Source organism: Streptomyces sp. MGP-P1 (assembly GCF_057766565.1).
On record NZ_JBYMEM010000007.1, the window covers coordinates 2,180,234 to 2,198,051 of the forward strand.

Sequence of the window (17,818 nt, forward strand, 5' to 3'; positions counted from 1 at the left end):
GAAGCGCACTCAGCTGCTGCCTCTCTGCGGTAAGGGATCTCATGTCCTTCTTCACTGACCTGGCCCACCAGTACATCGACGGCGAGTGGAGGCCGGGGAAGGGGTCCTGGGACATCATCGACTTCAACCCGTTCGACGGGGAGAAGCTCGCCTCGATCCCGGTCGCCACGGCCGAGGAGGTCGACCAGGCCTACCGCGCCGCCGAGCGCGCCCAGCAGGCGTGGGCGGACACCAACCCGTACAGCAGGCGGACCGTCCTGGAGAAGGCGCTGCACCTCGTCGAGGAGCGCGAGCCGGAGATCAGCGACGCGATCGTCGCCGAGCTCGGCGGCACCCGCCTGAAGGCCGCCTTCGAACTGCACCTGGCCAAGGAGTTCCTCCGCGAGGCCATCCAGCTGGCGCTGCGCCCCGCCGGACAGATCCTCCCCTCGCCGACCGAGGGCAAGGAGAATCGCGTCTACCGCGTGCCCGTCGGGGTCGTCGGCGTGATCAGCCCGTTCAACTTCCCGTTCCTGCTCTCCCTCAAGTCCGTCGCCCCCGCGCTGGCCCTCGGCAACGCCGTCGTCCTCAAGCCGCACCAGAACACCCCGATCTGCGGCGGCACCCTGCTGGCCAGGATCTTCGAGGACGCGGGCCTGCCCGCCGGGCTCCTGAACGTCGTGATCACCGACATCGCGGAGATCGGCGACACCCTGCTGGAGCACCCCGTGCCGCAGGTCATCTCCTTCACCGGCTCGGACAAGGTCGGCCGTCACGTCGCCACCGTCTGCGCCCGCAACCTCAAGCGCGCCGTCCTCGAACTCGGCGGCAACAGCGCCCTGATCGTGCTCGACGACGCGGACGTGGACTACGCCGTCGACGCGGCGGTCTTCAGCCGGTACGTCCACCAGGGCCAGGTCTGCATGGCCGCCAACCGCATCCTGGTCGACCGCGCCGTGGAGGCGGAGTTCACCGAGAAGTTCGTCGCCAAGGTCGCCTCGCTCACCGTCGGCGACCCCGCCGACCCGGCCACCCAGATCGGCCCGCTGATCAACTCCTCGCAGGCCGAGTCCATCTCCAAGCTCGTCGACCAGACCGTGGCGGCCGGGGCGACGGCGCTGCTGCACGGCCGCGCCGACGGCAACCTGGTCAGCCCCTCCGTGCTGACCGGTCTCGCCGCCGACTCGCCCGTCCTGCACCAGGAGATCTTCGGCCCCGTCGCCCTGCTGGTGCCCTTCGACGGTGAGGACGAGGCCGTCCGCATCGCCAACGACACCCCGTACGGCCTCAGCGGCGCCGTCCACACCGGCAACATCGAGCGTGGGGTGCGGATCGGCCAGCGCATCCACACCGGCATGATCCACATCAACGACGGCACCGTCCACGACGAGCCGATCGTCCCCTTCGGCGGCGAGAAGAGCTCCGGCCTCGGCCGGCTGAACGGCGACTCGATGGTCGAGGCCTTCACCACCCAGAAGTGGATCTCCATCCAGCACGGCCGCTCGCAGTTCCCCTTCTGATCGCCTCCCGCCCGGTCCCGGCCGGGCGGCGGGGCCCACCGCGCCGGGCACGCCCGCGGCGGCGGCTCATGGTCTACTGCGGGAGGCGGCACGCCCCGCCTCCCGCAAGCCGACCCACCGCAGAAAAGTGAACCGCCCGACGTGCGCCTGAACGACCTCGACGAACGCATCGTCCACGCCCTCGCCGAAGACGCCCGGCGCTCCTACGCCGACATCGGCGCGATCGTCGGCCTCTCCGCTCCCGCCGTGAAGCGCCGCGTCGACCGGCTGCGGGCCGAGGGGGCGATCACCGGCTTCACCGTGCGGGTCGACCCGGCGGCGCTCGGCTGGGAGACCGAGGGCTTCATCGAGATCTACTGCAGTCGCAACACCTCCCCGGACGCCATCAGGAAGGGCCTCGCCCACTATCCGGAGATCGCCTCGGCCTCGACGGTGACCGGGGAGGCGGACGCGGTGGTGCAGGTCTTCGCCGCCGACATGCGCCACTTCGAACAGGTCCTGGAGCGGATCGCGGGAGAGCCGTACGTCGAGCGCACCAAATCCGTCCTGGTGCTCTCGCCGCTGCTGCGGCGGTACTCGGCGGAGGGCCCGCCCGCCTGAGGCCCGCCACCCGGGAAGTTCCTCCGGCAGTGACGCACATCACCCCGCTGACCTGCGATGACGAGCGATGCAACGATTCGCCGCGCCAGGCCCGTTCCGCGCAACGAATCAACGGTTGGTGCGCAACACTCGCGCCTTGTCCGCGCCGATCGGGGCCACGTACCTTCGATACGTCTCCCCACCCCGCTCGCACCGCCCGAGGTCAGCCATGCCGTCGTTGCGCACCGCCCTGCTCCAGAGCTCCGGACGCCCGGGCGCCGTCGCCGAGAACCTGAAGGTGCTGGACGAGGCCGCCGCACGGGCCGCCGGCGCGGGGGCCCGGCTGCTGGTCTCGCCCGAGCTGTTCCTCACCGGATACGCCATCGGCGACGCCGTTCCCGAGCTGGCCGAACGCGCCGACGGCCCCGGCGCCGGGGCCGTCGCCGAGATCGCCGTACGCCACGGCCTCGCGGTCCTCTACGGCTACCCGGAGCGCGACGGGGACCGGATCTTCAACGCGTCCCAGCTCATCGGCCCCGACGGCGGGCGGCTCGCGAACTACCGCAAGACCCACCTGTTCGGCTGCTTCGAGCAGGAGTGGTTCACCCCCGGCGACCAGCCGGTCGTCCAGGCCGACCTCGACGGCATCCGCATCGGCCTGCTCATCTGTTACGACGTCGAGTTCCCGGAGAACGTACGGGCGCACGCCCTCGCCGGCACCGATCTGCTGCTGGTGCCCACCGCGCAGATGCACCCCTTCCAGTTCGTCGCCGAATCCGTCGTCCCCGTACGGGCCTTCGAGAGCCAGATGTACGTGGCGTACGTCAACCGAACCGGTCCGGAAGGCGAGTTCGAGTTCGTCGGGCTCAGCTGTCTGGCCGGCCCCGACGGCACCGTGCGCACCCGCGCCGGACGCGGCGAGGAACTCGTCGTCGGCGAGGTGGACCCGGAGTTCCTGGCCGCCTCGCGCGCCGCCAACCCGTATCTGCACGACCGCCGCCCCGGCCTGTACGGCTCCCTCGCCTGACCCCGCCCCCTCCCCGAACTTCCGTACCGCGCAAGGAGTCCGTACCCCATGACGTCCACGGTGCCCAACGCCGTCCAGCACACCGACGCGACCGCCCCGCCGATCACCATGTTCGGGCCGGACTTCCCGTACGCCTACGACGACTTCCTCGCCCATCCGGCGGGCCTCGGGCAGGTGCCGGCGACCGAGCACGGCCAGGAGGTCGCCGTCATCGGCGGCGGGCTCTCCGGGATCATCGCCGCGTACGAGCTGATGAAGATGGGCCTCAAGCCCGTCGTCTACGAGGCCGACCGGATCGGCGGCCGGCTGCGCACCGTCGGCTTCGACGGCTGCGACCCCTCGCTCACCGCCGAGATGGGCGCCATGCGCTTCCCGCCCTCCTCCACGGCGCTCCAGCACTACATCGACCTGGTGGGCCTGGAGACCCGGCCCTTCCCCAACCCGCTCTCCCCGGCGACGCCCTCGACCGTCGTCGACCTCAAGGGCGAGTCGCACTACGCCGAGACCATCGACGACCTGCCGCAGGTCTACCGTGACGTGGCCGAGGCGTGGGGCGCCGCTCTGGAGGAGGGCGCCGACTTCTCCGACATGAACCGGGCGCTGCGCGAGCGCGACGTACCGCGCATCCGGGAGATCTGGTCGCAGCTCGTCGAGCGGCTCGACAACCAGACGTTCTACGGTTTCCTCTGCGACTCCGACGCGTTCAAGTCCTTCCGGCACCGCGAGATCTTCGGTCAGGTCGGCTTCGGCACCGGCGGCTGGGACACCGACTTCCCCAACTCCATCCTGGAGATCCTGCGCGTCGTCTACACCGAGGCCGACGACCACCACCGCGGCATCGTCGGCGGCAGCCAGCAGCTCCCGCTGCGCCTGTGGGACCGCGAGCCGCAGAAGATCGTCCACTGGCCGCTCGGCACCTCGCTGGCCTCCCTGCACGAGGGCGAGCCCCGTCCCGCCGTGACCCGGCTGACCCGCACCGCGGGCAACCGCATCACGGTCACCGACGCCACCGGAGACATCCGCACCTTCCGGGCCGCGGTCTTCACCGCCCAGTCCTGGCTGCTGCTCTCCAAGATCGACTGCGACGACGCGCTCTTCCCGATCGACCACTGGACGGCGATGGAGCGCACCCACTACATGGAGTCGTCCAAGCTGTTCGTCCCGGTCGACCGGCCGTTCTGGCTGGACAAGGACGCGACCACCGGCCGCGACACCATGTCGATGACGCTCACCGACCGGATGACCCGGGGGACGTACCTCCTGGACGACGGCCCCGACAGGCCCGCCGTCATCTGCCTCTCCTACACGTGGTGCGACGACAGCCTGAAGTGGCTGCCGCTCTCCCCGAAGGAGCGCATGGAGGTCATGCTCAAGTCGCTCGGCGAGATCTACCCGAACGTCGACGTCCGGAGCCACATCATCGGCAATCCGGTCACCGTCTCCTGGGAGAACGAGCCCTGGTTCATGGGCGCGTTCAAGGCGAACCTGCCCGGCCACTACCGCTACCAGCGACGGCTGTTCACCCACTTCATGCAGGACGGACTGCCCGCCGACAAGCGGGGCCTGTTCCTGGCGGGCGACGACATCTCCTGGACGGCCGGCTGGGCCGAGGGCGCGGTACAGACCGCGCTGAACGCCGTGTGGGGCGTCATGCACCAGTTCGGCGGGGCGACCGACGCGACCAACCCCGGGCCCGGCGACGTCTTCGACGAGATCGCCCCGGTGGAACTCCCCGAGGACTGAGCGCAGGACCGGGGCGTCGCGGGTACGTCAGCGGCATGGGGGCGGGTGCCCGGGACGGGACTCGGCGGCCGTGGCCCCGGAGCGGCCCCCGCCGGATCAGGACTTCCGGGGCCCCGCGCCCTTGTCGCCGTCGCCGGAGTTCGTGACGTCCGCGCTCGTGACGTCCACGCTCTCGCCGTCCGCGCTCTCGTCGTACGCCGAAGTGCCGGAGTCCAGCAGCGGTTCCTGCGTCTTGAGGTGGGCCGGGGCGAAGGCCCGCAGCACGTGGTAACCGGTGATCACGACGATCGTGCCGAGCGCGATGCCGCCCAGCTCGAAGTTGTCGGTGATCTTCAGGCTCACCCCGCCGACGCCGATGATGATGCCCGCGGCCGCCGGGACGAGGTTGAGCGGATTGCGCAGGTCCACCCGGCCGTTCAGCCAGATCTGCGCACCGAGCAGGCCGATCATCCCGTACAGGATCACGGTGATCCCGCCGAGGACCCCGCCCGGGATGGCGGCGACGATCGCGCCGAACTTGGGGCAGAGACCGAACAGCAGCGCGAAGCAGGCCGCCGCCCAGTACGCGGCGGTGGAGTAGACGCGGGTCGCGGCCATCACGCCGATGTTCTCGGAGTACGTGGTGTTGGGCGGCCCGCCCACGGCGGTGGAGAGCATCGACGCGGCGCCGTCCGCCGCGATGGCGGTGCCGAGCTTGTCGTCCAGGGAGTCGCCGGTCATCTCGCCCACGGCCTTCACGTGCCCGGCGTTCTCCGCGACCAGCGCGATCACCACGGGCAGCGCCACCAGGATCGCGGACCACTCGAAGCTCGGCGCGTGGAAGGACGGCAGCCCGATCCAGTCGGCCGAGCCGACCGCGGACAGGTCGAGCCGCCAGTGGTCGGTGGCCTCGCCCCCGCCCACCGGTGAGTGGATCCTGCCGAACGTCAGGTCGAGGAGCCAGGACAGCGCGTATCCGAAGATCAGCCCCAGGAAGATCGCGATCCGGGAGAGGAAGCCGCGCAGGCACACCACGGCGAGACCGGTGAACAGCATCACCGCGAGCGCCGTCCACTGGTCCTGCGGCCAGTACGTCGACGCGGTCACGGGCGCCAGGTTGAAGCCGATCAGCATCACCACCGCGCCCGTCACCACCGGCGGCATCGCCGCGTGGATGATCCGCGCGCCGAACCGCTGCACGGCGAGTCCCACGAGGAAGAGGGCCACCGCGACCACGAACACCGCGCCCGTGATGGTGGTGACATCGCCGCCGCTCGCCCGGATCGTGGCCGCGACGCCGACGAAGGAGAGCGAGCAGCCCAGATAGCTGGGCACCCGGCCCTTGGTCGCCAGCAGGAAGATCATGGTCGCGACGCCGGACATCATGATCGCGAGGTTGGGGTCGAGTCCCATCAGAACCGGTGCGACGAACGACGCCCCGAACATCGCCACCACGTGCTGTGCGCCGAGGCCGAACGTACGGGGCCAGGAGAGCCGCTCGTCGGGGCGGACCACCGCCCCGGGCGCCGGTGTCTTCCCGTCGCCGTGCAAGGTCCAGCGCACGCCGAGGCTCATGGATGCTCCCTGAAGGTCTGCTCGGTGTGCCGGCCGGTCTGTGACCCGGTCTTCGGTGTTCACCTGCGGAAAAGATCAGCGCCATGGTAGTGGTGCGCGGAGCGGCGGCCGCGCTGAGGTCTCCCGCCGCGCGCCGCCGTACCGCGCCCCGGCCCGCGGTACCGCGTCCAGGCCTGCCGCCTGCCGCCTGCCGTACCCGTGCGTGCCGCCCGCCGCCTGCCGCACGTGCGTGCCGCCGTCCCCGTACCGCGCTCCCGCACCCGCGCGCGTGCCGCCGCCCCGCCCCGTCAGTTCCCGGTCGCGCTCTTCGTCGTCGTACCGCTGTCGGCCGCCGAGCCGGTGACCTTGCGGTCGGCCGATCGCAGCACCCCGGCGCCCAGCACCAGGCCGAAGGCCAGCGCCGTCACCACGCCGAACGACACCACCAGCGAGGTGGCCTCGGCCAGCGAGCCGATCGCGGAGGGGGCGATCAGGCTGGAGGTGTACGTGATGGTGGCGACGCCCGCGATGGCCTGACTCGGGTTCGGCCCGCTGCGCCCGGCCGCCGCGAAGGCCAGCGGGACCACGACCGCCACACCGAGGCCCAGCAGCGCGAAGCCGGACATCGCGGCGGCGGGGGAGGGGGAGAACACGACCAGCAACCCGCCCGCGGTGGCCATCAGCCCGCCGGCCCGCACCGTGCGGACCGCGCCGAACCGGTCGACGATCCGGTCCCCGGCGATCCGGGCCAGGGCCATCGTCAGGGTGAACGCCGTGGTGGAGGCCGCGGCGAGGCCGTCCGAGCTGTCCAGCACGTCCCGCAGGTAGACCGCCGACCAGTCCAGGCTCGCGCCCTCCGCGAACACCGCGCAGAACCCGATCGCCCCGATGATCAGGGCCGACTTCGGCGGCACCGTGAAACGCGGCGGCGGCTCCTCGTCCGGGCGGCTCTGGAGATCGAGGACGCCCCGGCAGGCGATCAGCCCCGCGGCCGTGAGCACCAGGGCGGCGATGGTGTGGTGCAGCCGGGCGTCGGTCGCGGTGTGCGCGGCCACGGTGCCCGCCGCAGAACCGATCAGCGCGCCCACGCTCCACATGCCGTGCAACCCCGACATGATCGACTTGTCGAGACGGTTCTCCACCTCGATGCCCAGGGCGTTCATCGCCACGTCGGACATCCCGGCCGTCGCCCCGTAGACGAACAGCGCCGCGCACAGCGTGACCAGGCTCGGCGCGAGCGCGGGCAGGATCAGCGCCAGCGTCCACAGCGCCAGCAGCCCCCGCAGGGCGGTCCGCGCGCCGAACCGGTGGCTGATCCGGCCGGCGAGCGGCATCGCGATCGACGCGCCGATCGCCGGGAAGGCCAGCGCCAGACCGAGCTGACCCGCGCTCACTCCGGCGTGGTCCTGGATCCACGGCACCCGGGTCGCGAAACTGCCGGTCACCGCCCCGTGGACGGTAAAGACCGCGGCTATGGCGATCCGCGCCCGCTTCACCTGTTCCGTGCTGTAGACCGTGACGGTCGGGTCGTCTCTCATGCCGTCGTGTCCCTCCCCTGGGAATCCTCGGATGCCGGCGGTCCCGGCGCCCCGTGCGACGATGCGGGCCGTAAACTATCAGGAACCCTGCCTGATAAATAGTCGTTACCGCGCGGCCCCGGAAAGCGGCGGGGCGGCGATCTGGAAGGATCCCGGTATGCCCGCATCACCGAGCACGGCTCGGGCCATCAACGACCGGCTCGCCCTGCGGCTGCTCCAGCAGGACGGCCCGCTGACGGCCACCCAGCTCAAGACGTTGACCGGACTCTCCCGCCCGACCGTCGCCGACCTCGTCGAACGACTCCAGGGCGCCGGGCTGATCCAGGTCGTGGGCGAGTCCGGGGCCGTCCGCCGCGGCCCCAACGCCCGGCTGTACGGGATCGTCGCCGACCGAGTCCATCTCGCGGCGCTGGACGTACGGCTCGGAAGCGTCAGCGTGGTCGTCACCGACCTGCTGGGGGCCACGCTCGCCGAGGGCTCCCTGCCCATCGGCAGCGACACCGGCACCGAACCGGCCGTCGAGCGGGCCGCCGCCCTTCTGGAGCGCACCGCCCGCGCGGCCGGGTCCGTCCCGCTGCACAGCGTCGGGATCGGAGCACCGGGGCTGATCGACCCCGGCACCGGCGAGCTGCGCGACAGCACCGGCCTGCCCGCCTGGCACCGGGGCCTGGTCCGGGAGCTCCAGCGGCGGCTTCCCGCCGCCGTCCTGGTGGAGAACGAGACCAACCTCGCGGCCGTCGCGGAGCACCGGGCGGGCGCCGCCCGCGACCGGGAGACCTTCGTCCTGCTCTGGCTCGGTCAGGGGATCGGGGCCGCCGTCATGCTGGACGGCAAGCTGCGTCAGGGGGCGTCCGGCGGCGCGGGCGAGATCGGTTTCCTCCCCGTCCCCGGCGTGAGCGGGCTGCCCTCGGCGGTCAACTGCGAGGGCGGCTTCTACTCCCTGGCCGGCTCCGCCGCGCTGTGCGAACTCGCCGCCGCGCACGGCCTCGTGGACCCCGGCGCGGTGACCGACGGCCGGGAGGAGGCGGCGGCCGTGGACGCGGTGCGGAACGCCCTGGGAGCAGGGGAGGCGGGCGAGCCCTTCCTGAAGGAGTTGGCGGACCGCCTCGCCCTCGGCGCCGCCGCCGTCGTCTCGGTGCTCGACCCCGGCTGCGTCCTGCTCGCGGGGGCCGTGGGCCACGCGGGCGGCCTTGCGCTCGCGGCCCGGGTCGAGGAGCGGCTGGCCGCGATGTCACCCCTGCGGACCGAGGTCCGGGCCGGTTCGCTGGGCGACGGGGCCGTGCTGCGCGGTGCGCTGATCACCGCCCGGGACGCTGCGCAGGACGCGCTGTTCGCGCCGGAGGGCTGACCGGCGGCCCACAGCTCCGCCCAGGCGGCGGCCGGCCACAGCTCCGCGTAGGCGGTGCTGGACCGGTCCGGCTCAGGCTGGGTGGCGCGGTGGCGGGCCGGTCGGGCTCAGGCCGGGTGGCGGTGGTCGGGCTCAGGCCGGGTGGCGGTGGCGGTGGTCGAGGAACTCCTCGAACGTCACGGTCCCCGTGGCGTGCCCGGGCGCCAGGTGGTCGCCGCGCCGGTAGCCCGCGTACGCCTTGCCGGCCAGCCGTACCGGTACCACCCGCCGCTTGCGTCCGGTGGCCCGCAGGAACGTCCCGGCCAGTTCCGTGAGCCCGCGGACCTCGGGGCCGCCCAGGTCGGGCACCCGGCCCGCCGGTCCGCCCAGCGCCAGGGCCGCCAGCCGGTCGGCGACCTCGCCGCTGTCGACCGGCTGGACCCGGACACCGGAGGGGACCGGCAGCACGGGCAGCTTCGCCGCGCCGGAGAGGATGCGCAGGACCAGGTCGTGGAACTGTGTGGTCCGCAGGATCGTCGAGCCGAGACCGGAGTCCTCGATCATCCGCTCCACCCGGCGCTTGACCGTGTAGTAGCCGAGCGGCAGCCGGTCCACGCCCACGATCGAGATGTAGAGCAGATGCGGCGTCCCGGCCCGCCGCGCCGCGTCGATGAGGAACCCCGCCGCCCGGTCGTCGCCGCCGCGCGGGGTCGTGGCGCAGTGGACGATCACGTCCGCCCCCTCGGCCGCCGCGTCCAGGCCCTTGCCGTCGCGCAGATCGACGGCGTACGAGGGGGAGCGGCGGCTGAGCCCGCGGACGTCGGCCCCTTCGCTGCGCAGCCGCTCCGCGACCTGCCGACCGAGGGTTCCGGTGGCGCCGGTGACCAGAATCGTCGTCATGGTGCCAGCCTGCCAGAACGGGGTCCGGGCCGCCGGAAAGCGCCCGGGGCCGGTCACCTGTCCCGGCCCCAGCTCCCCCGGGTCCTCGGCAAGCCCCCGGCCCCGGCGGTGGACGCCGGGGCCGGGGACGACAGGGCCGGTCGCCCGGTGGTGAACGGAGGGGTGGGGCCGCTCACCACCGGACGGTCAAAGAAGGGTTCAGCAGGCGCCGAGGTCCTTCCAGGCGCCCCACTGGCCGGCGGATCCGGGCGTCTCGCCCTTCGTCCACCACGAGGCCTTCCACTGGTGGCCGCCGTGGCTCACGGTGGAGCCGCCGCCGTACTCGGTGGCCGCGTTCCAGACCGGGGCCGAGCAGGTGCCGCCCGGCTGCGTCGGGGTCGGGGTCGGCGTCGGACCGGTCGGGTCCGGCGTCGGGGTCGGCGTGGGGTTGGTGCCGGTGCCGGGCTCGACCACGGTGGTGCCGCGCGCCAGGTCACCGGCGAGGGAGTAGGACTTCCCGCCGAAGGTCACGGTCCAGTTCGACGGAGTGGAGGTCGGCAGGTAGTAGACGAAGTCCAGCTCCACCGAGGCGCCGGGGGCCAGCGTCTGCCAGGCCGGGAGCTTCAGCGAGACGCGGTTGTAGTCGCCCTTGAGGCCGCCGATGTTGTTGGCGGCCTTGTGGTCGCTGCGGATGATGGTGGTGCCGAAGCCGGACTGGTCCTTGGCGTTGGCCGGGGCGGAGGTGGAGTAGTCGAACTGGAACTCCGTACCGCCGGGCAGCGTGGCCTGGGTCCGGTTGGTGATCTTCAGCTTGGGGCTGATCGGGTAGTTGGAGTCGCCCAGCGGGAACTGTCCGAAGGAGACGTCGATGTTCACGGCCTGGGTGGGCAGGTCGATCGTGGAGCGCTTCGCGCCGTACGGGGTCGCCGACTTGAAGGCGTCGTACATCGCGGTGGTCAGCGTCGAGCCGGTCTCGTACTGGCCCTTGGCCGCGTTCCACTGGTAGTCGCCCGCCAGCTCCCAGATCATCGTGCCGCCGATGCCCTTGTCCACGACGTAGGCGGCTTTGGCCTTCACCGACTGCTCGTCCTCGGTGGAGAGGAACACCTTCTTCTGGGCGTTCCACAGCCACGGCGCGACCAGCGTGGAGTCGTACTTGCGGACGTACGCGCCGGTCAGCTGGGTGTTCGCGGGGAAGCCGTAGTCGGTGACGTAGTCGCCGACGATGCCCTTCTCCAGGTTCTTCGCGTGCCACATCGGGTTGGAACCGGCAGGCGATTCCTTGCCGTTGGTGTCCTTGTCGTGCCAGAGGTTGTCGATCCCGACAGCGCCGTCACCGCACTTGGTCAGCCCCGCGCCCGCCGGGCAGTCGGTCGTGGCCGCCTTGCCCCACAGGCCGTCGGTGCCGCCCTGCACGTTCTTGAAGCCGCGGGTGTAGTACGGCAGGCCGATGTTGATCCGGCCGGCCGGCATCGAGCCGCGGAAGTAGTGGTAGGCCCAGTCGGTGTTGAGGTAGCCGGTGCCGCCGTACTGCGAGGTGGAGTACACGCTCGCCTGCGCCAGCTCGGCGTCCTTGCCGTCGTCGAACAGGGAGGCGTTCGGGCCGACGTACTCGTTCCAGGCGCCGTGCAGGTCGTAGGACATGATGTTGACGTAGTCCAGGTACTTCTGCATCTGGTACGTCTCCATGCCCCGCAGCAGGTAGCCGGAGGAGGGGGCGGCGACGGTCAGCAGGTAGTGCTTGCCGTCGGCGGCGCCCGCGCGGTCGAGCTTCTCGCGCAGCGTCTTCATCAGGGCGTCGTAGCCCTTGACCAGTCCGGCGCGGCGGCCGTTGGACAGCGAGTGGTCCAGCGGGTTGCCCGCGTCCTTCATGGTCGTCGCGTACTCGTAGTCGATGTCGACGCCGTTGAAGCCGTACTTCTTGATGAAGTCGACGGCCGAGTCGGCGAACGTGTTGATGCCGCTCTGGTTGACCGAGCCGTCGGCGTTGGTCGCCATCGAGTAGAAGCCGCCCGAGTCGACGCGCTTGCCGTCGGGTCCGAAGTAGCCGCCGGTCTCGGCCCAACCGCCCACGGAGACCAGGGTCTTCACGTTCGGGTGCTGCTTCTTGTACTTCGTCAGCAGGTTGAAGTGCCCCTTGTAGGGGAGCGCCGGGTCCATCTCCGCGCCCGCGACACCGGGCCAGGTCATGCCGGTGGAGGCGTTGTCGGCGCTGTCGGGGCCGACCGAGAGCTTGTTGGAGCCGTCGACGTGCGCGAAGGCGTAGTTGAGGTGCGTGACCTTGTCCCACGGGATGTCCGGGACCAGGTAGGCGTCCTTGCCGTCCTTGCCGGTACGCCAGTTGGTGAAGTAGCCGATCACGCGGCGCTTGTGGTCGGCGCCCATCTTCTCGCGACCGTCGGCGTCGTAGACGGAGCAGTAGGGGACGTCGACGCCGGGGGTCTGGTAGAGCCCGTCGGGGCGACAGGAGGTCTGGTCGGCGGCGGCCGACGGACCTGCGGCGAGTGAGCTCATCAGCAGTCCGGCGACGGCGGCGCCGGCGGCGAGCAGGGTGGCTCTCGCTCGGGTGGGGGACAGCATGTGGTCGTTCCTCCTGGGGAGGTCGGCAGAACACAACTGGCAAAGGGGGGTGGGTCGTGTCGGGGTCCTGGTGTGCGCACACCGCCGGACCGAACCTCGGAGGTGACGCAGAGATTAAGAGGACTAGACCAGTGCGTCAATAGGTCTGGACCTTTAAGCGTCAACTTTTCCGACGGGTTCCCTGTGACTTCCCTGTGAAGCCCCGATGACTACGTTGTCGGCTTCTCGCCAACGGATTCACGCCACGTGTTCTGTGACCCAGCCCACAGTGCTCACCCGCATGGCCGTGAGGCGTCCGTGGCAGACTGGTTCCGTACCAGTAGCAGCGCACTCCGGGGTCGGTGTAATTCCGAACCGGCGGTTATAGTCCGCGACCCGTCCGCAGCCAGCGGCCGGTTGACCAGGTGAGATTCCTGGACCGACGGTGAAAGTCCGGATGGGAGGCAGTGCGCGGCGGGTTGTCATCGGTACGCCGCCGTCGGCGGACGCATGGCCGGGAGTCTCCCGTGACGCCGTGCGTTCCTGGCGTTCCCGTTCTCGGGATCTCGGCGTTTCCGCTGGTGAGCCGCTTTATCTGTCGTCATCGACAGGCCCCGGAGTCCGTGCCCGAAGAGGCAGGAGGACCCGGTGGACACCGCAGCCGACATCACCGCCATGCGCCGAGCGATCACGCTCGCGGCGCGCGGTCTCGGCTCCACCAGCCCCAATCCGGTCGTCGGATGCGTGATCACCGACGCCGACGGAGCCGTCGCCGGCGAAGGCTTCCACCAGCGCGCCGGAGGACCGCACGCCGAGGTCCACGCCCTGTGCGCGGCCGGCGGGCGGGCCCGCGGCGGCACCGCCTACGTCACCCTCGAACCCTGCGACCACACCGGCCGCACCGGCCCCTGCTCCCAGGCCCTCCTGGCCGCCGGGATCAGCCGCGTCGTGTACGCGGTCGCCGACCCGAACCCGGGGGCCGCGGGCGGCGGCGACACCCTGCGCCACGCCGGGGTCCGGGCCGAACAGAGCCTCCTCGCGGAGGAGGCGGAGGCGGGCAACGCCGCCTGGCTGACCTCGGTGCGCCGGGGGCGGCCGTACGTCCTGTGGAAGTACGCCGCCACCCTCGACGGCCGGATCGCCGCCGCCGACGCCACCAGCCGCTGGATCACCTCGCCCGAGGCCCGCGCCGACGTCCACCGGCTGCGCGCCGAGGCCGACGCCGTGCTCGTCGGCTCCGGCACCGCCCGCACCGACGACCCCCAGCTCGCGGTACGCGGCATCGACGGGGTCACCCAGCCGCTGCGGGTCGTCGTCGACACGAACGCCACCGCCGTGAAGCCCGGCGCCCGGGTCCTGGACGACACCGCGCCCACCCTGGTCGCCGTCGCCGACGATGCCCCCGCCGGGCACCTCCCCGAGGCCGCCGTCCTGCGCCTGCCCCGTGCCGCCGCCGGACCCGGCCTCGACCTCGACGCCCTCCTCGGGGCCCTGCACGAGCGCGGCGTCCTCTCCGTGCTCCTCGAAGGCGGCCCCACCCTCGCCGGCGCGTTCGTCGCCGCGGGAAAGGTCGACAAGGTCGTCGGCTATCTCGCCCCGGTGCTGCTCGGCGCGGGCCCCGCCGCCCTCGCCGGCGCCGGAATCACCACGATCGCCGAGGCGTTGCGCCTCGATGTGACCGAGACCGTGCGCATCGGCCCCGATCTGCGCGTCACCGCCGTCCCCGCCCCTGCTCGGAAGGGAAACTGAGTGTTCACCGGAATTGTCGAAGAACTGGGTGAGGTCACCGCCGTCGAGCAGCTGGCGGACGCCTCCCGCTTCCGGCTGCGCGGCCCCGTCGTCACCGAGGGAGCCAAACACGGCGACTCCATCGCGGTGAACGGCGTCTGCCTCACCGTCGTGGACACCGGCGACGGCGAGTTCACCGCCGACGTGATGGCCGAGACGCTGAAGCGCTCCAGCCTCGGCGCGCTCACCACCGGCTCCCGGGTCAACCTGGAACGCCCGATGGCGCTCGGCGGCCGGCTCGGAGGACACCTCGTCCAGGGCCATGTGGACGGCACCGGCACCATCGTCGAGCGCACCCCCTCCGAGCACTGGGAGCTCGTCAAGGTCTCCCTGCCGGCCGAGCTGACCCGGTACGTCGTGGAGAAGGGCTCCATCACCGTCGACGGCGTCAGCCTCACCGTCGTGGACGCGGCGGCCGACCACTTCACCATCAGCCTCATCCCCACCACCCTCGCCCTGACCACGCTCGGCCGCAAGCAGCCCGGCGACCCGGTCAACCTGGAGGTGGACGTCCTCGCCAAGTACGTCGAGCGGCTGCTCGGCGACCGGGCCGGACAGGACCCGCGATGAACGCGGCGAACTGGCTCAACTCCGAGGCCTTCACCGTGTTCGGCCAGCACATCAAGTGGTCGGACATGATCGGCAACCTGGTCGGCCTGATCGCCCTGGCCCTCGGCTGGCGGCGCTCGATCTGGACCTGGCCCGCCCAGCTCCTCTCCGGCGTGATCCTGCTCGTCGCCTTCGCCTCCGCGCACCTCTCCGGCAGCGCGGGCAAGCAGCTGGTCGTCATCGTCGTCGCCCTGTGGGGCTGGTGGTCCTGGAACCGCGGCAAGCAGCAGGCACAGGACGGCTCCATAGCCGTCCGCTTCGCCACCTGGCGCGAGCGCGGCGTGCTGATCGGCGCCGCCGCTCTCGGCACCCTCGCCGTCGGCGGCCTGTTCACCGCCTTCCCGTCGCTGTCCTGGGACCCCTGGCCGGACGCGTACATCTTCGTCGGCACCGTCGTCGCGATGTACGCCCAGGCCCGCGGCATGGTCGAGTTCTGGTTCGCCTGGCTCCTCGTCGACCTGGTCGGCGTCCCGCTGAACTTCGCCAACGGATTCGCCTTCTCCGGCTTCGTCTACGTCATCTACGGCGCCCTCGTCCTGTGGGGGATGCGCGACTGGTGGCTGCGTACGCGGACACCCGCTCTGGAAGGAGCCACGGCATGACTGCCCAGCCCACCTGGCTGCACCCCGACCACGAACCACTCCCCGAGAGCCTCTCCCTGGACCCGGTCGAGCAGGCGGTCCGCGACATCGCCGCCGGCCGTCCCGTCGTCGTCGTGGACGACGAGGACCGCGAGAACGAGGGCGACCTCGTCATCGCGGCCGAGATGGCCACCCCGGAGATCGTGGCCTTCATGATGAGCGAGTGCCGCGGTCTGATCTGCGCGCCCATGGAGAGCGACGAGCTGGAACGCCTCGACCTCCCGCAGATGGTCGAGCACAACACCGAGTCGATGCGGACCGCGTTCACCGTCTCCGTCGACGCCTCCGCCGCGCACGGCGTCACCACCGGCATCTCCGCCGCCGACCGCGCCACCACCCTGCGGATGCTCGCGGGCGGCGTCGCCGGCCCCGGCGACTTCGTCCGGCCCGGCCACATCTTCCCGCTGCGCGCCCGCTCCGGCGGCGTCCTCGTCCGCAACGGCCACACCGAGGCCGCCGTCGACCTCGCCCGGCTCGCCGGACTCCGCCCCGCCGGGGCCATCGTCGAGATCGCGGGCGAGGACGGCGTCATGCTCCGGCTGCCCGAGCTGATCCCCTTCGCCCGCAAGCACGGACTGACGATCATCTCCATCGAGGACCTGATCGCCTACCGCCGCAGCAACGAGCCCACGGTCCGCCGCGAGGCCGAGACCCGGCTGCCCACCGCGTTCGGCGACTTCACCGCGTACGGCTACCGCTCCAGCGTCGACGGCGTCGAACACGTCGCCCTCGTCCACGGCGACGTCGGCGACGGCGAGGACGTCCTCGTCCGGATCCACTCCGAGTGCCTGACCGGCGACATCTTCCAGTCCCAGCGCTGCGACTGCGGCCCCCAGCTGCACGCCTCCATGCGGCGCATCACCGAGCAGGGCCGGGGCGTCGTCGTCTACCTGCGCGGCCACGAGGGACGCGGCATCGGCCTGCTCTCCAAGCTGCGCGCGTACGAACTCCAGGAGCGCGGCGTGGACACCCTCGACGCCAACCTGGAGCTCGGCCTGCCCGCCGACGCCCGCGACTACGCGGCGGGCGCCCAGATCCTCGCGGACCTCGGCGTGCGCAGCCTGCGGCTCATGACCAACAACCCCGACAAGACCGCCGCCGTCGTCCGCCACGGCCTCGCCGTCACCGGCCGGGAACCCATGCCCGTCCAGGCCGGCGAGCACAACCTGCGCTACCTGCGCACCAAGCGCGACCGCATGGGCCACGACCTGCCCTGGCTCGACGGCGCCCCCGCGTCGACCTGCGCCAACCAGTGACGCGACCCACCGAACACCACGTAACCAGCAACAGGAGAGACATGAGCGGCAAGGGTGCACCCGAACTGTCCGTACGCAACTGCGGCGACCTGCGCGTGGCCGTGATCGCGGCCCAGTGGCACGAGAAGGTCATGGACGGACTCGTCGACGGCGCCCTGCGCGCCCTGCGCGAGCTCGGCATCGACGAGCCGACCCTGCTCCGCGTCCCGGGCAGCTTCGAGCTGCCCGTCGTCGCCAAGGTGCTCGCCGGACGCGGCTACGACGCGATCGTCGCCCTCGGCGTGGTCATCCGGGGCGGCACCCCCCACTTCGAGTACGTCTCCCACGGCGTCACCCTCGGCCTCACCCAGGTCACCGTCGACACCGGTGTTCCCGTCGGCTTCGGCGTACTGACCTGCGACACCGAGGAGCAGGCGCTGGACCGGGCCGGCCTCGAAGGGTCCAACGAGGACAAGGGGCACGAAGCGGTCACCGCCGCCGTGGCCACCGCGGCCACGCTGCGCACCGTCAGCGAACCCTGGCGCTGAGCGCCCTCCCGCGACCCCGTATTCTGAGGACCATCATGGCTGACAAAACCTTCGAAGAGCTCTTCGCCGAGCTCCAGCTCAAGGCCGCCGAGGGCGACCCCGCGACCTCCCGCACCGCCGAACTGGTGGGCAAGGGCGTGCATGCCATCGGCAAGAAGGTCGTCGAGGAGGCCGCCGAGGTCTGGATGGCGGCCGAGTACGAGGGCAAGGAAGCCACCGCCGAGGAGATCTCCCAGCTGCTGTACCACGTCCAGGTGATGATGGTCGCCCGCGGCATCTCGCTCGACGACGTCTACGCCCATCTCTGAGCCGA

15 protein-coding genes and 1 riboswitch are annotated in these 17,818 nt (G+C 71.6%); of the genes, 11 read left to right on the top strand and 4 right to left on the bottom strand.

The genetic code is table 11. The features are described 5' to 3' along the window. Positions 1–41 precede the first annotated feature (41 nt). From AC3CH1_RS31350 to AC3CH1_RS31365, 4 genes are all read left to right on the top strand, one after another. Complete coding sequence (locus AC3CH1_RS31350) at positions 42–1,499, top strand: aldehyde dehydrogenase family protein (protein WP_488465950.1); 1,458 nt, start codon at positions 42–44, stop codon at positions 1,497–1,499. Between the two features lie 141 nt (positions 1,500–1,640). Further along, the gene (locus tag AC3CH1_RS31355; protein WP_488465951.1) at positions 1,641–2,099 is read left to right on the top strand and encodes an Lrp/AsnC family transcriptional regulator; all 459 of its coding nucleotides are present in this window, start codon (positions 1,641–1,643) and stop codon (positions 2,097–2,099) included. Positions 2,100–2,307: 208 nt separating this feature from the next. Further along, entirely contained in the window at positions 2,308–3,105 is a 798-nt protein-coding gene (locus tag AC3CH1_RS31360) for a carbon-nitrogen hydrolase family protein (RefSeq protein WP_488465952.1), read from the top strand. A 48-nt stretch (positions 3,106–3,153) separates the two neighbouring features. Continuing rightward, positions 3,154–4,848, top strand: a complete 1,695-nt coding sequence (locus AC3CH1_RS31365; RefSeq protein WP_488465953.1) for a flavin monoamine oxidase family protein — start codon at positions 3,154–3,156, stop codon at positions 4,846–4,848. A 96-nt stretch (positions 4,849–4,944) separates the two neighbouring features. On the opposite strand, the gene AC3CH1_RS31370 is transcribed toward AC3CH1_RS31365, so the two are convergent. Together AC3CH1_RS31370 and AC3CH1_RS31375 are read right to left on the bottom strand one after the other, a co-directional pair. Beyond that, on the bottom strand, positions 4,945–6,402 hold the full coding sequence (locus tag AC3CH1_RS31370; RefSeq protein ID WP_488465954.1) for a uracil-xanthine permease family protein: 1,458 nt from the start codon (positions 6,400–6,402) through the stop codon (positions 4,945–4,947). A gap of 287 nt (positions 6,403–6,689) precedes the next feature. After that, entirely contained in the window at positions 6,690–7,919 is a 1,230-nt protein-coding gene (locus tag AC3CH1_RS31375; RefSeq protein ID WP_488465955.1) for an MFS transporter, read from the bottom strand. A 157-nt stretch (positions 7,920–8,076) separates the two neighbouring features. Here AC3CH1_RS31375 and AC3CH1_RS31380 point away from each other — a divergent pair, with 157 nt between their 5' ends. After that, positions 8,077–9,267, top strand: coding sequence for an ROK family protein (locus AC3CH1_RS31380; RefSeq protein ID WP_488465956.1), 1,191 nt, complete (start codon positions 8,077–8,079; stop codon positions 9,265–9,267). 132 nt (positions 9,268–9,399) lie between these two features. Here the strand turns inward: AC3CH1_RS31380 and AC3CH1_RS31385 are convergent, their stop codons facing one another. Continuing rightward, positions 9,400–10,146, bottom strand: coding sequence for an SDR family oxidoreductase (locus tag AC3CH1_RS31385; protein ID WP_488465957.1), 747 nt, complete (start codon positions 10,144–10,146; stop codon positions 9,400–9,402). 198 nt (positions 10,147–10,344) lie between these two features. Further along, positions 10,345–12,705: a chitinase C-terminal domain-containing protein gene (locus AC3CH1_RS31390; protein WP_488465958.1), complete on the bottom strand. Its 2,361-nt coding sequence runs from the start codon at positions 12,703–12,705 to the stop codon at positions 10,345–10,347. Positions 12,706–13,028: 323 nt separating this feature from the next. Further along, a riboswitch (FMN riboswitch) is annotated at positions 13,029–13,159 on the top strand. Positions 13,160–13,332: 173 nt separating this feature from the next. On the opposite strand from AC3CH1_RS31390, the gene ribD reads away from it, so the two are divergent. From ribD to AC3CH1_RS31420, 6 genes are read left to right on the top strand one after another with little or no spacing between them, the layout of a single operon-like run. Further along, on the top strand, positions 13,333–14,433 hold the full coding sequence (ribD, locus tag AC3CH1_RS31395) for a bifunctional diaminohydroxyphosphoribosylaminopyrimidine deaminase/5-amino-6-(5-phosphoribosylamino)uracil reductase RibD (RefSeq protein WP_488465959.1): 1,101 nt from the start codon (positions 13,333–13,335) through the stop codon (positions 14,431–14,433). After that, positions 14,434–15,042: a riboflavin synthase gene (locus AC3CH1_RS31400; protein WP_488465960.1), complete on the top strand. Its 609-nt coding sequence runs from the start codon at positions 14,434–14,436 to the stop codon at positions 15,040–15,042. Continuing rightward, positions 15,039–15,683 (top strand): nicotinamide mononucleotide transporter family protein, encoded by a 645-nt coding sequence (locus AC3CH1_RS31405; RefSeq protein ID WP_007453190.1) that lies wholly within the window; start codon positions 15,039–15,041, stop codon positions 15,681–15,683. Before AC3CH1_RS31400 ends, AC3CH1_RS31405 begins: the two co-directional genes overlap by 4 nt. Further along, positions 15,680–16,978 carry a bifunctional 3,4-dihydroxy-2-butanone-4-phosphate synthase/GTP cyclohydrolase II gene (locus AC3CH1_RS31410; protein ID WP_488465961.1) on the top strand — a complete coding sequence of 433 codons (1,299 nt, stop codon included), beginning with the start codon at positions 15,680–15,682 and terminating at the stop codon, positions 16,976–16,978. Before AC3CH1_RS31405 ends, AC3CH1_RS31410 begins: the two co-directional genes overlap by 4 nt. Positions 16,979–17,019: 41 nt before the next feature. Continuing rightward, positions 17,020–17,505 carry a 6,7-dimethyl-8-ribityllumazine synthase gene (gene ribH, locus AC3CH1_RS31415; RefSeq protein ID WP_488465962.1) on the top strand — a complete coding sequence of 162 codons (486 nt, stop codon included), beginning with the start codon at positions 17,020–17,022 and terminating at the stop codon, positions 17,503–17,505. Positions 17,506–17,540: 35 nt separating this feature from the next. Then, positions 17,541–17,813, top strand: a complete 273-nt coding sequence (locus tag AC3CH1_RS31420) for a phosphoribosyl-ATP diphosphatase (RefSeq protein WP_018960585.1) — start codon at positions 17,541–17,543, stop codon at positions 17,811–17,813. Positions 17,814–17,818 lie beyond the last annotated feature (5 nt).

Excerpts from the sequence above, each read along its gene's own strand:
- AC3CH1_RS31350 (WP_488465950.1), top strand. The coding sequence starts at position 42 with ATGTCCTTCTTCACTGACCTGGCCCACCAGTACATCGACGGCGAGTGG.
- AC3CH1_RS31360 (WP_488465952.1), top strand. The coding sequence starts at position 2,308 with ATGCCGTCGTTGCGCACCGCCCTGCTCCAGAGCTCCGGACGCCCGGGC.
- AC3CH1_RS31365 (WP_488465953.1), top strand. The coding sequence starts at position 3,154 with ATGACGTCCACGGTGCCCAACGCCGTCCAGCACACCGACGCGACCGCC.
- AC3CH1_RS31370 (WP_488465954.1), bottom strand. The coding sequence starts at position 6,402 with ATGAGCCTCGGCGTGCGCTGGACCTTGCACGGCGACGGGAAGACACCG.
- AC3CH1_RS31375 (WP_488465955.1), bottom strand. The coding sequence starts at position 7,919 with ATGAGAGACGACCCGACCGTCACGGTCTACAGCACGGAACAGGTGAAG.
- AC3CH1_RS31380 (WP_488465956.1), top strand. The coding sequence starts at position 8,077 with ATGCCCGCATCACCGAGCACGGCTCGGGCCATCAACGACCGGCTCGCC.
- AC3CH1_RS31385 (WP_488465957.1), bottom strand. The coding sequence starts at position 10,146 with ATGACGACGATTCTGGTCACCGGCGCCACCGGAACCCTCGGTCGGCAG.
- AC3CH1_RS31390 (WP_488465958.1), bottom strand. The coding sequence starts at position 12,705 with ATGCTGTCCCCCACCCGAGCGAGAGCCACCCTGCTCGCCGCCGGCGCC.
- AC3CH1_RS31405 (WP_007453190.1), top strand. The coding sequence starts at position 15,039 with ATGAACGCGGCGAACTGGCTCAACTCCGAGGCCTTCACCGTGTTCGGC.
- AC3CH1_RS31410 (WP_488465961.1), top strand. The coding sequence starts at position 15,680 with ATGACTGCCCAGCCCACCTGGCTGCACCCCGACCACGAACCACTCCCC.
- ribH (WP_488465962.1), top strand. The coding sequence starts at position 17,020 with ATGAGCGGCAAGGGTGCACCCGAACTGTCCGTACGCAACTGCGGCGAC.
- AC3CH1_RS31420 (WP_018960585.1), top strand. The coding sequence starts at position 17,541 with ATGGCTGACAAAACCTTCGAAGAGCTCTTCGCCGAGCTCCAGCTCAAG.